The sequence below is a fragment of the Peptoniphilus sp. BV3C26 genome (assembly GCF_000478985.1).
Taxonomy (GTDB): Bacteria; Bacillota; Clostridia; order Tissierellales; family Peptoniphilaceae; genus Peptoniphilus_B; species Peptoniphilus_B koenoeneniae.
The window spans coordinates 76481-89470 of record NZ_AWXB01000065.1; the positions used below are offsets into that span (position 1 = coordinate 76481).

Here is a 12990-nt window from a genome sequence, read left to right on the forward strand (position 1 = left end):
TATCACTATTATTTTCTTGATTTGGATCTACCATATTTAGAGTTTTCTCTTGAACGCATTTGTTCATACTTGGTGTTTGATTCTTTCATAAATTTTGAAAGTTTTTCTTCAAAAGATAAATCCTTATATTTTTTTTCTGGCTCTGGTTCTTGAGGCTTTACTACTTTAGGTTTAAGTTTTTTTATAGATAAAGCTATTTTTCCTTCTTGGTTATCTATAACAACAGCCTTGACTTTGTCGCCTTTTTTTAAAAATTTATCTATATCCTTTACATATTCATCAGAAACTTCAGAAATATGCACCAATCCACTTTGTCCTTGTCCAATATCAACAAATGCTCCGAATTTCATAACAGATGAAACTGTACCTTCAACTATACTACCTATCTCTAACCCCAATTGGATCCTCCATATTGTTTTCTTTTTCTTTATCTACATAGATAACTTCTCTGGGCTTTACCATTCCATACTCTTCTCTGGCCACTTTTTCAATAAATTCAAGCGAATCTGAATTTTCTATTTCTTCTTTAATCTTTGATATGTCATCTTTTAAAGTTTTAATTTTTTTATCATTTTCTGACATTTGCTGTTTAATTCTATTCCTAGTAATTAAAGAATTAGATACAGAATAAGTTCCGTATAAAATTACAAGAACCAATATTAACATTAAAAGCGGCGGAAATTTTCTTTTCATATAAATCCCTTCCTACAAGTAAATTATTACATTTACACTTGTAAAAAACAAGCTTATTTTACATTTAGTTAATAACTTCATACATTAAAGCCGCATCATCTTTTTTTGCACTTTCTAAAATTTTAGTAACTTTACATTTAAAAGTTGAATTTCCAAATCTTACTTCTAAAATATCATCAATTTTAACATCGTCCGAAGCCTTGGCAATTTTATTATTTATTGAGATTCTTCCTCCATCGCAAGCTTCCTTGGCAACGGTTCTTCTTTTTATAATCCTTGAATTTTTTAAATATTTATCAAGCCTCATTTTATCTCCTTAATTACAATTAATTATTTTTGTCTTTATATTTCTTCTTTCTACCTTAAAAATTTTTTCAACGGCAGACTTATAAAAATTTAATTGATCCTCATATTTATAATTGGCTTCTTCTCCTAATAAGTCGGTTTTATAATCATAAACTGTGTATATATTGTCCTTAATGACTAAAAGATCTATTCTGCCTCTTATATATTTTTCTTCAAAAATAGTAAAGGGTACTTCCGTATAAATTTTATCTGCATCTTTAAAAATAGAAACTAATTGAGGAAAAATATTTTCGTAACTTTTTTTAATTGTTTCTTCCACATAGGAATAAATTTTTTCTATATTTTCGCTAAAATTATCAGCTTCAAGATTTAATTTTATAAAATCTTTTTCATTATTTAAATCTTTATCAAATAAAAATTCGCCTATGGCAAGTCTTAAATTAATTTTAAAATCAGGTATTTCTTTTCTCAAATAATCATTCACAGAAAGTTCCATAAGTCTGTGAAAAATTGTGCCGTACCAAGAACCATGAGGACGTAAAATAAGCTCATCGTTTTTATAAAATGTATTTTTAATTTTTTTATCTTTTTGGGGTTCTTCTGTAAAGTTAAATTTGTAAGAACAAATATCTTTTACAAATTCAGATTTTTTGTTGATTCCTTTATTTTTCCCCTTAGAAATTTTATATAAATAAGGTTTACCAAATTTAAAAATTTCCTTATAAACTTCATACAAATCAAATACAAATAAAGCTGATTCAGCTCTTGTTGCAGCAACATAATTTAATCTTATATTTTCTTTTTTACTTTCCGACCTATCAAGAAGCTCTATTTCTGGATTGTCATAGCTGGGGACTTGATATCTTTTTATTAACTTATTGTTTGAAGAAAAATCAACATAACCTTGATTTTTTTCTCTATCAAAATATCCACTTTTTTCTTCTTTTAAAGCACTTTCTCCTATAATTATAACAAATTTTCCTTGAAGACCCTTAGCCTTGTGAAGATTCATAACTCTAAGCTTCTCAATATTGTCAGTTTTTAAAATATTTCCACTGTAATTTTTATAATCTTTAAATGAAAGGTCTTTATTTAAAAGTTTCTCCATAAAACTTATAAAGGTTTCATATTCCTTTTCCCTAACAGTGCCATCTGTAAAACTTTCAAAATCTAATTCCATAGCTCTTAAAGCTGCACTTAAGGACACTTTATTATAATTTAAGTAAGAAAAAATAAATTCTATTTCTTTTTCTTCTAAAAATTTTTTCTTTTCCAACAAGTCTAAAAAATTATTTTCAAGAAGATATTTTTTTATTTCAAAAGCTTTTATATCATCTATTTTAAAAAGCCCTCTAAGCATTCTAAGAAAATTTTTATTATTTTGATCTATTAAAAATTTATAAAAATTATAAGCATTTTTTATAGACGGAAAATTAAAATATTTACTGTTTGTGCTTGTGTCAATGTCATAACCCAAAGCATATAAAATACCGCTCATTTCCTCAGCCCCAGAATTTGTTCTGGTTAAAACTAAAATATCTTTTTCTTTTATATTTTGGGTTTCGACTAAATAATTTATAAAAAATCCGACACTTACAAATAAAGAATCCTTATTACCTTTAAAAGCTTTATTTTTAAATAATTTTTCTAAATTTATATCCTCTATATTTTTTTGAATTTTAAAATCTTCAAGCTCTTTTAAATTATCTTTTATAAAGCTTTCTCTCCTTATTAAAAAATTTATAAATAAATTTGAAAAACAATCATTTTTCTCTTCATCATAGATTTTATTTAAAAATAATTTCAAATCTTGGTCTGTTATTAAACTTAATAAAAATTCCAAATCAAAATCAAGGGTAGGATAATAAATTCCCATTAAAGCTGAATTTTTTCCATTAGTTAAAATGTTATTTAATTTTAAATTATAGGGTCCAGTTGGAGTTTCAAAATCATTTTTATAAATATCAAATATTTCAGACGCCAACTCATCGTCAAATCTAAAAGATTTATCTAAGATAATAAATTCGCTGTTAGTTTGATTCTCGAAAATATTTTTTACTTTTTCATAGTTGTTTAAATCTGCCCCCCTAAATCTATAAATTGATTGTTTAGGGTCTCCTACTAAAAATAAGGCCTGATCTTTTAAAGTAAAATCAGAAAAATTTTTATTCTTTAAATTCCCCTCATCTTTTGAACAAAAGGCAAGAATAAATTTTGTCTGTATAGGATCTGTATCTTGAAACTCATCTACAAAAAAATACTTATATTTGCTTTGCAAATACATCCTTGACTGGTAGTCCTCAACTATCTTCAATGCCAAACGCACTAAATCGTCGTTAGACAAAGTTTTATAGTCTCCTGATACAAACTCATCAATAAATTTACTAAAGCCCTCAGAGGCGCCGACAAAGCCTCCATATAGGTTATTTAAATAAAGTCTTATCTTCTCATTCAATTCACATCTTATTGCGCCTTGAATTATTGTAGAATCCTTAACTTTATTTTTTATATCATCATTTGCCTTGTATTTTACTTTTGTAAAAGGACTTTCTATTATTTTTTCATTTTGCATAAAAACCCAAAAGTCAAAAATACTTTTTAAAAAATTTCCGTAAGAATTATTGTTTTTATAAAGATTTAATTCTTGCAAATTTTTAAGAAAATCACTCCTGTAAACACTTGTATCAACTTTTAAATCTTTTATAAATTTATTTATTTTATCTATAATTTCATAAGAATCTTTTAAAAGTTCTTCTATAAAATAAATTTTAGTATTATCGTCAAAATAATTTGGAAATTCAGTGTTTTGATTTAATATAAATTTTGAAATTTGACCCAATATTATTTTTTTATTTTCTGCCTTTTCAAATATTTTCAGTTGGCTTTCTTTTATATAGGTTTTAAGATCTCTTTCTATAAATTTTTTATAAATACTAAGTAGATATGAATCATAATCTTCATCTTCTTTTACATTAAAATTAAGACCCAAGTTTGCATAAAATGGCATTTCTTGAATTAATTTATTGGCAAAGGAATGTATTGTAGAAATATTTATTTTATTAAAATTTTCTATCGCATATTTAATATTTTCATTAGGATTTACTTTCTCTAAAAGTTTACTTTGAATTCTCGATCTAAGTTCTTGAGCAGCCTTATTGGTAAAGGTTATGGCCACAATTTCTTGAGGTTTAAAAATGCCCTTTTCAATTAAATTTGTCATTCTTTCAACTAATAAGTAAGTTTTTCCCGCGCCAGCTCCTGATTCAACTAAAAAGTTTTTATTAAATTCTTTTATTAAATTTTCTCTTTTAAGATTTTCGATTTCTAATAATTTATTCATTTCCATTAAAGCACCAAATAATTTTCACTAAAGCTTATTGCCTTTTCTATTTCTGATTTGTCCTTTTTCAGATTCTCATACTTTCCTGATAAACCAGCCATTTTTTCTGGTTTAACGAAACCATATTCATTTACAAAATCAAAAAGCAATTCTAAGTTTTTTTCCGTTTCTTCAAAATCTCCACAAGGCTCATATATTTCCCTATTTTTTATAAAATGATACTGACATGTAATATCTTTTGAAAAAAACTTTTCTAAGACTTTTTTATATATAAAGTCCTGTATAAGTCTGTTTTTATTGTCCATATCTTTTATTAATTTGCTGTTGCCTGTTTTATAATCAATTAAAACCATTTGATCTTCTAATAAATCCAACCTATCAATTGATCCTTTAACCTTAATTTTATATTTTCCGATTTCTATAGTAACTGGATCTTTACATAAAGACTCTTTTTGTCCGAATCCAAAGCTATATTCTGTTTTATAAAATTTTTCATTTGGATTTTTTTCTATAAAATCTATTAAATAATTTTTAATCATATCCCTTAAATTATTTTTATAATTTTCAAAGGGTTTTTCCAATCTTTGAGGATATTTTTTTAAATACGGCTCTATATTTTTATTTAAAATATTTTCCACTTGTTCAAGAGCAAAGAGTGATCCTTTCTCATTAATTTGATCTACAATATTTTTTAAGCTTTCATGAACTATGGAACCTGTTGCGTAAAATGGGAAAATTAAATCTTCATCAAAGATTTCCTCTTCGTCATCATCTAAATTTAAAATAAATTTATTATAAAAACATTTTGGGCTTAAATTTAATACATTTAAAGATGTAGCTGAAAATACAAAATTTTTTAATATTTCTTGAAAATTATTTTCTCTTAATTCCTGAAATTTTTCTTCTAAAGAATCAAAACTATAATAATTTTTTTCTATTTCTGGTAAATTTAAATTTTGTAAAAAAACAGCTTCTGTATATTTCTCATTTTTTTCATCCACTTGAGGATAAGAGAAATAAATTTTTTCTCCTAAGCTGAAAAAATTATTAATTTTATATTTTGCCAAATTGTATTTTGCTGAATTTAATTTTTCCTTTGTTGTAATTTTTTTTGAAATTTTTTCTAATTCTGAATCTCTAATAACTGGTGATTCTCCTATTGTTGTTGGAAAAAATTCACTAGCCATTCCCAGAATAAAGGCATATTTTCTTGTAAAAATCCTTTCATCATAAATATTTGAAACTCTTATAAATGATTCAGTGGCTTTAGAAATATTTAAATTTTCAATTTGAAATTTTAAAAATTCTAAAGCTTCATAAAAGTACAGGTATTTTTCTTTAGAAAAGCTTGAAATATTTTTTATTAGGTCTACAACCTCTTCTCTAAGATTTAAATATTTTTTTGAAAAAGTTAATAGGTTATTTAAAAAATCCCTAAAATTTATTTTTTCTTCTTTTTTTAGCCGGAAGTATATCTACAAGATCTTTTGCAAAATCACTTAAATTTAAATAGTTATTTTTATCCCCTATAAAATCTATATTTACATCTTCATAAATTCTACAAATATTTTTTATTTTTTTATAAAATTTAGGAGAAAAATTACTATCTACAAAAGAAAATATATTTTCGAGAATTTCAATAAGTTCTACTTCTTTTTCTTTATTGAATTTTATAGGAAGATTTGTAAATAAAAATGATTTTAATATTTCTATGTAGGATGCATCAGTGTATACAATTTCTATATCTTTCGGATTTATTTTTTCTTTTATTATTATTTCTAAAAGGTTTAAAACTTCATCTCTCTGAGAAAAGCACTTATAAATTTCAGTTTTTTTCTTATTAAATTCATATTTATCAAGCTCAATTGTCTTTACATTTAATAAATTAAGAAGTTTTTCCTCGTAATATCTTAAATCGGTATTTTCTATAATAGCTCTTTCTATTTGATCATCTTTAAAATTTAAAGCTATTTTAATTGAATCTCCATAATCTATTCCCTTATGCTTTTCGTTATAAAGTTTAAAAATTTTTAAAAAATCTCTAAGCCTATTGTTGTTAAAGGCTTCTTCTTTATAATTTGTAAGTTTTAATTCTTGGATTAAATTATAAAATTCTTGTGCAAGGCTTAGAGAAATTTGATTTTCTTTAAAAAATTCAAGTTCTGTATTTTTTAGCAGATCATAAATAAAAAGCACTGATTCAATTTCATTTGAATATTTTTCACCTGATTTAATTATTTCTTCTATGGAGAGTTCTTTTACAAGTTTTTTTATATCAATTGGACTTATTAAAAAACTTCCTCCATTTTTTATTGTAAACTCTTCAATTATTGAATCTGCAAAAACTGAAGTGTTTCCAATTAATTGTTTTTTGTTGTTTGATTTTAAAAATTCATTTAATTTCATTGTCAATTTTTCCTAAAGGGTTATTTTCAACGGTTGTTCTTATTTGTTCATCACTTACATGGGTATAAATTTGAGTTGTTGTTACAGAAACATGCCCGAGAACTTCCTGTAAGGACCTCAAATCTGCATTACCATACCTATACATAAGAGTTGCAGCTGTATGTCTTAGTTTGTGGACTGTATATTTATTAGGGTCAAGTCCTGCCTCCAAAATATGTTTTTCAATCATATTTTGTATTCCCCTATTTCCGATTCTCTTGTTCAATCTGCTTAAAAAAAGTGCCTTATCTTCTACATCAGGTCTTAACTTTAAATAATCATCTAAGGCTTTTATGCAGGCATCATTTAAGTAAACAGTTCTTTCTTTTTTCCCCTTTCCCATAATTTTTAAACTTTTATCATCCCTTATATCCTCTAAATTTATAGAAGCAAGCTCAGATAATCTCATCCCGCAATTTAAAAATAAAGTGGCTATGGCGTAATCTCTATTTTTAAAAAATTCCGATTGTTCACTATGTTTAATTGTATTTAAAAATTTTATTGCTTCATCCAATGTCAAAGCTACCGGCAAAGTCTTTTCCAATTTAGGCATATCTATATCTTCTATGGGATTGTGATCTATTACATTTATTTTAACTGAAAGATAATTAAAAAAAGTTCTTATTGCAGACAATTTTCTGTATTTAGTTCTGTTTGAGTTGTCACGTCTTCTTTCAAGATAAGCGTTAAAAGCATATAAATCTGTCTTTTTTATATTTTCTAAAAATTCTACATCTATATCATCTATATCGATAGAGTCAAAATTTTCTTCATTAGCTAAACCTCTTCTTATTTTCATAAATCTTAAAAAAGTTCGGATATCATAATAATATCCTTCCATAGTTTTTTTCGATAAAGATCTTGTAGATCCAAGATATCCTATAAAATCATCTAATAATGTGGAAATCATATTTTCTCCTATTAAAAAAACCTGCCATTGGCAGGTTTAGATATTATTTTGCATATTCAACTGCTCTTGTTTCTCTTATGACATTAACTTTTATTTGTCCAGGAAAATCAAGTTCAGCTTCAACTTGTTTTGCTATATTTCTTGCAGTAACAATAATTTCGGATTCAGAAATCATCTCTGGTTTAACAATTATCCTAATTTCTCTTCCAGCTTGAACAGCATATGATTTTTCAATACCTTCATATTCATTTGCTATTTCTTCAAGCTTTTCAAGACGTTTTATATAAGATTCAACTGTTTCTCTTCTTGCACCTGGTCTTGCTGCTGATATTGCATCTGCTGCTTGAACTATAACAGCTTCCAATGTACTTGGTTCAACATCATTATGATGAGCTTCAATAGTATGGACTACAGATTCAGGTTCTTTATACCTTCTTGCAAGGTCAACCCCCAAGTCAACATGTGGTCCCTCAACTTCATGGTCTATACTTTTACCAAGATCGTGAAGTAAACCGCCACGTTTAGCAATTTTAACGTCTGCTCCAAGTTCAGAAGCAATTATTCCGGCTATCTGTGCAACTTCAACTGAATGCTTTAATACATTTTGCCCATAACTTGTTCTATACTTTAGTCTTCCTAAATACTTTATAAGTTCAGGGTGTAATCCATGTACTCCTGCATCGTATGCTGCTTGTTCTCCGGATTCCTTAATTGTTACTTCAATTTCTTTCTTAGCACGTTCTACTGTCTCTTCAATTCTAGTTGGGTGAATTCTTCCATCTGAGACGAGCTTTTCAATTGCAATTCTTGCAACTTCTCTTCTAATAGGATCAAAGCAAGACAAAACTACAGCTTCAGGTGTATCATCAATAATTAAATCAACTCCTGTTAATGATTCTATAGCTCTTATATTTCTTCCTTCTCTACCGATTATTCTACCTTTCATTTCATCATTTGGCAAAGAAACAACTGAAACAGTGTTCTCTGCAACAGTATCTGCTGCACATCTTTGTATAGCTTGTACTATAATATCTCGTGCATATTTTTGAGATTCATCTTTAATTCTAAGTTCATTTTCTCTAATAATTTGTGCGGATTCATGAACTACATCTTTTTCAAGTTCTGAAAGTAAGATTCTCTTACCCTCTTCAACACTTAGTCCTGAAACTCTTTGAAGTTCCAAATTTCTTTTTTCAATTAAACTTTCCGCTTCTTCATTTTTAGCTTTAGCTTCTTCAAGTTTACGATTAAGTTTTTCTTCCTTCTTTTCAAGTGAATTAGATTTCTTTTCAATAGATTCTTCTCTTGCCAATACTCTTGTTTCTAATTGTGAAAGTTCTGCTCGTCTAAGCTTATTTTCGGATTCCACTTCTGCTCTCATTTTGTGAATTTCTTCTTTTGCTTCAACTAAAAGTTCTTTTTTCTTTGATTCGGCAGTATGCTCGGCATCAATTACGATTTTATTTGCAATTTCCTCAGCTTTTCCTACTTTATTTTCAGCAATATACTTTCTTACAAAGTAGCCTAATCCCAAAGAAATAATAGCGCTTAAAAGAATTTTTATTATTTCCGGCAATAGCTTAGCACCTCCATATTAAGTTTTCAAGTTTCTAAAACTTCTACTAAATATTGTATACGTTTAATAAAGATAAGTCAAGAATGCCTATTAAGGCAAAAAAAAGAGGAGCCCTATCTCCTCTTTTTTAATTATTTCTTTCATATGGTTTTCCATCTGCACTTGGGGCCTTTACGCTTTTAACAAAAGCTACTAAAACTATAAGAGTTATAACATAAGGCAACATTGCAAGTAAATTGGAATCTACTTTAAATCCTTTAGAACCTAAGAATACAGTAAAACCTTGAGCTGCTCCAAATAATAAACAAGCAAGCATTGCTCCTTGAGGTTTCCATCCTCCAAATATCATGGCTGCAAGAGCTATAAATCCTTGACCCGCAATAAGTGTATCTCTGTAATTTGACACTATGGCAAGAGACATAGACGCTCCTCCTAAGCCAGCTAAAAATCCTGAAGCTAATACGCAAATATATTTTATTTTATAGGCGTTTACTCCTAATGATTCTGCTGCTCTTGGATGTTCTCCTACTGCTCTTATTCTAAGTCCTAGTTTTGTTTTATATAGTATGAACCAAGTTAAAAATACTAAAGCAAAAGCAATGTAAACAATAATATATTGGTTAAAAATGATTGACATTGATTTTGTAAATTCATTTTTAGGTAAACTTTTAAACAAACTTCCAAATACTTTAGGCAATTTATTTTCAAAGGGAATTGGCTTTGTTAAAGCAGCTCCATCAAAAAATCTTCTTGATAAAAACAATGACATTCCAGGGCCTATTAAGTTAATTGCTATACCTGAAACAACATGGTCTGCTGCAAAATGTATGGTTGCTATGGCATGAAGTAATGATAGTAATAAACCGGCAATGCCTCCGCATAAAAATGCAATCCAAGGATTTCCTAAATAATATCCAACTGTAGCCCCTATTAAGGCTCCTATGGTCATCATACCTTCAAGACCTATGTTTACTACACCTGAATTTTCACTTAAAACTCCTCCAAGGGCAGCATATATTAAAGGAGCTGAATAAAGAAGAGTAATACTTATAATATTGGCTATATCTATCATTTTTTTATCTCCTCTCCATCTAATTTTTCATTTTTGTTTTTTTTGAAAAATTTTCCTATCATTTCAAGTAGCTTTGGCATAGATATAAATAAAACTATTACACCTATTAAAATACTTATTACCTCAGAAGGAGTATCTAAAGCACTCGTTAATTTTCCTCCTCCATATTGAAGACCTGCAAAGAGTAAACCTGCTGGAATGCATGCTAAAGGATTATTGCTTGCAATTAAAGAAACTGCCATTCCATCAAATCCGTATCCTTGTTGAGCGGCCATTAATGAAATATTAAATGAAACTCCTAAAACGGTGACTGCACCTGCCAGACCAGAGATTGCTCCTGAAATAATCATAGAAGTTGCCATATTTCTTTTTACATTTATTCCACCGTATTCAGCGGCATCAGGGCTGAATCCCACTGCTTTTAACTGGTAACCTAAAGTTGTTCTGTTTAAAATGTACCAAATAATAATTGCAACAATTATAGCAATTAAAATTCCCCAATTTAATGGTGGTCTTAAAAACTGCTTAAGTCCAGGATTTTTGCTTAAAAATTTTATACCAGCTTCACTTGCCTTCCACTTTCCTAAAACTGTTATTTTTGCTGAATCTAAAATTGAATATGATAAATCACTTTGAGGTTTTCTCAAAAAAGGAAAACTTAAAATATAATTTGAAAAATAAAAAGCTATCCAGTTTAACATTATTGAAGAAATAACTTCATTTACGTTAAATCTTGCTTTAAGTATTCCAACTAAGCCACCCCAAACGGCTCCAAAGACAAAACCAACAATTAGGCAAAATATTGGATGTATAATTGGTGGTAGTTTAACTAAATATCCTGCTAAAACTGCCCCTATGGAACCTATAATATATTGACCTTCAGCACCGATGTTAAATAAGCCTGTTCTAAAAGCAAAGGCTACTGATATCCCTGTTAATATTATTGGGACAGCTTTTATTATTGTCCAAGATATATATTGTGGCTTGCCAACTGCTCCAAGAATTACAACCTTATATGCTTCCAGTGGATTTGTTCCGTTTATAAGTAAAATAATTGCTCCAAAAAGAAAGCCTAATAATATGGAAACAACAGTATAAAATATCTTAGTTTTTGCTTTCATCTTGCCCTCCCCCTGCCATTAAAAGACCTATTTGTTTTTCATCAACGGTTCCGGCTTTAAAGGTATTAACTATTTTTCCACCATATATTACGGCAATTCTATCTGATAAGCTCATAATTTCATCCAGCTCAAAAGAAATTAAAAGAACAGCTTTGCCTTCATCTCTTTGAGCAACTAAATATTTGTGAACATATTCAATAGCACCTACATCAAGGCCTCTTGTAGGCTGAGCTGCTATTAAAACCTCAGGATCATTTGAAATTTCTCTTGCTATAATAACTTTTTGTTGATTACCACCTGATAAAGAGCCCGCTAAATAGTTTGGATCTCTTGGTCTTATATCAAATTTTTCCGCAAGATCATTAGCGTGGTCATATATATTTTTTCTGTTAAAAATCCCATTTTTTGAAAATTCTTTTTCGGCAAAATCTTCTAAAATTAAATTGTCAGCAACGCTGAACTCCAGAACCAATCCACGTCTTTGTCTATCTTCAGGAATATTGTACATTCCGGCCTCTTGTATTTGTTTAGGCGTGTGGTTTGTTATATCTTTGCCGTCAATTAAAACTTTTCCTGATTCAATCTTTCTAAGGCCTGTTAAGGCTTCTAAAAGTTCACTTTGACCATTTCCGTCTATTCCAGCAATCCCAAGTATTTCTCCTTGAAACAAATTTAAACTCAGTCCTTTTAATTTTTCAATATTTCTTGAACTTTTCACAACAAGATTGTCCACATTAAGTATTAAATCTCCTGGCTCCATTTCTTTTTTATCCACAGTTAATAAAACTTGTCTACCAACCATCATATCAGCCAGTTCTTCTTCAGACACTTCACTCACATTTACAGTTTCTATTTTTTTGCCACGCCTTATAATCGTGCATCTGTCAGCCATGGCTTTAATTTCTTTTAATTTGTGAGTTATAAGTATAATCGTTTTTCCCTGCTTTGAAAGTCCCTTAATAATATCTACAAATTCCTCTATTTCTTGAGGAGTTAAAACAGCAGTAGGTTCATCAAAAATTAAAATATCTGCTCCTCTATAGAGAGCTTTTAATATTTCAACCCTTTGTTGCATTCCTACACTAATATTTTCAATTTTTTCATCAGGATTTATAGATAGTCCATATTTATTTGATATGTCTACAACCTGTTTTTTCGCAGCTTTGTAATCTAATTTAATTCCCTTTGTTGGTTCAATTCCAAGGATAATATTTTCAACAACGGTAAAGGGCTCAACTAACATGAAATGTTGGTGAACCATTCCAAGTCCAAGTTTTATTGCATCATTAGGATTTTTTATTTCTTCTTTTTTTCCATTTACAAAAATTTCTCCAGCTGTTGCTGTATACATTCCATATAAAATATTCATTAAAGTAGATTTTCCTGCACCGTTTTCTCCAAGAAGTGCATGAATTTCACCTTTTTTTATTTCTAAATTAATATTATAATTTGCTGTGAAATTTCCAAATTTTTTTGTTATATTCCTCATTTCAACAGCTAAGCCATTAGACTCATTCAAAGGATTCG

Annotated in this window: 11 protein-coding genes; all 11 read right to left on the bottom strand. The window is 28.3% G+C overall.

Features of this window, described 5'->3' with window-relative positions:
- Positions 1–8 precede the first annotated feature (8 nt).
- Positions 9–398, bottom strand: a complete 390-nt coding sequence (locus tag HMPREF1253_RS08565) for a S1 RNA-binding domain-containing protein (RefSeq protein WP_023056323.1) — start codon at positions 396–398, stop codon at positions 9–11.
- A complete protein-coding gene (locus HMPREF1253_RS08570) occupies positions 379–693 on the bottom strand; it encodes a septum formation initiator family protein (RefSeq protein ID WP_023056327.1) in 315 nt (104 codons plus the stop codon). The genes HMPREF1253_RS08565 and HMPREF1253_RS08570 overlap by 20 nt, the downstream gene beginning before the upstream one ends.
- A 64-nt stretch (positions 694–757) precedes the next feature.
- Entirely contained in the window at positions 758–1000 is a 243-nt protein-coding gene (locus tag HMPREF1253_RS08575; RefSeq protein WP_023056429.1) for an RNA-binding S4 domain-containing protein, read from the bottom strand.
- A 9-nt stretch (positions 1001–1009) separates the two neighbouring features.
- Positions 1010–4339, bottom strand: coding sequence for an exodeoxyribonuclease V subunit beta (locus tag HMPREF1253_RS08580; protein ID WP_162146349.1), 3330 nt, complete (start codon positions 4337–4339; stop codon positions 1010–1012).
- A 5-nt stretch (positions 4340–4344) separates the two neighbouring features.
- Positions 4345–5526, bottom strand: coding sequence for a PD-(D/E)XK nuclease family protein (locus HMPREF1253_RS08585; RefSeq protein ID WP_023056392.1), 1182 nt, complete (start codon positions 5524–5526; stop codon positions 4345–4347).
- 247 nt (positions 5527–5773) lie between these two features.
- The gene (locus HMPREF1253_RS08590; RefSeq protein WP_023056384.1) at positions 5774–6745 is read right to left on the bottom strand and encodes a hypothetical protein; all 972 of its coding nucleotides are present in this window, start codon (positions 6743–6745) and stop codon (positions 5774–5776) included.
- Positions 6732–7694 carry a tyrosine recombinase XerC gene (locus tag HMPREF1253_RS08595; protein WP_023056422.1) on the bottom strand — a complete coding sequence of 321 codons (963 nt, stop codon included), beginning with the start codon at positions 7692–7694 and terminating at the stop codon, positions 6732–6734. Before HMPREF1253_RS08595 ends, HMPREF1253_RS08590 begins: the two co-directional genes overlap by 14 nt.
- A gap of 43 nt (positions 7695–7737) precedes the next feature.
- Positions 7738–9270, bottom strand: coding sequence for a ribonuclease Y (gene rny / locus HMPREF1253_RS08600; protein WP_023056306.1), 1533 nt, complete (start codon positions 9268–9270; stop codon positions 7738–7740).
- Between the two features lie 127 nt (positions 9271–9397).
- Positions 9398–10342 (bottom strand): ABC transporter permease, encoded by a 945-nt coding sequence (locus HMPREF1253_RS08605; RefSeq protein WP_023056322.1) that lies wholly within the window; start codon positions 10340–10342, stop codon positions 9398–9400.
- A complete protein-coding gene (locus HMPREF1253_RS08610; protein ID WP_023056344.1) occupies positions 10339–11463 on the bottom strand; it encodes an ABC transporter permease in 1125 nt (374 codons plus the stop codon). The genes HMPREF1253_RS08605 and HMPREF1253_RS08610 overlap by 4 nt, the downstream gene beginning before the upstream one ends.
- Positions 11447–12952, bottom strand: coding sequence for an ABC transporter ATP-binding protein (locus tag HMPREF1253_RS08615; protein WP_036739982.1), 1506 nt, complete (start codon positions 12950–12952; stop codon positions 11447–11449). Before HMPREF1253_RS08615 ends, HMPREF1253_RS08610 begins: the two co-directional genes overlap by 17 nt.
- Between the last annotated feature and the right edge of the window lie 38 nt (positions 12953–12990).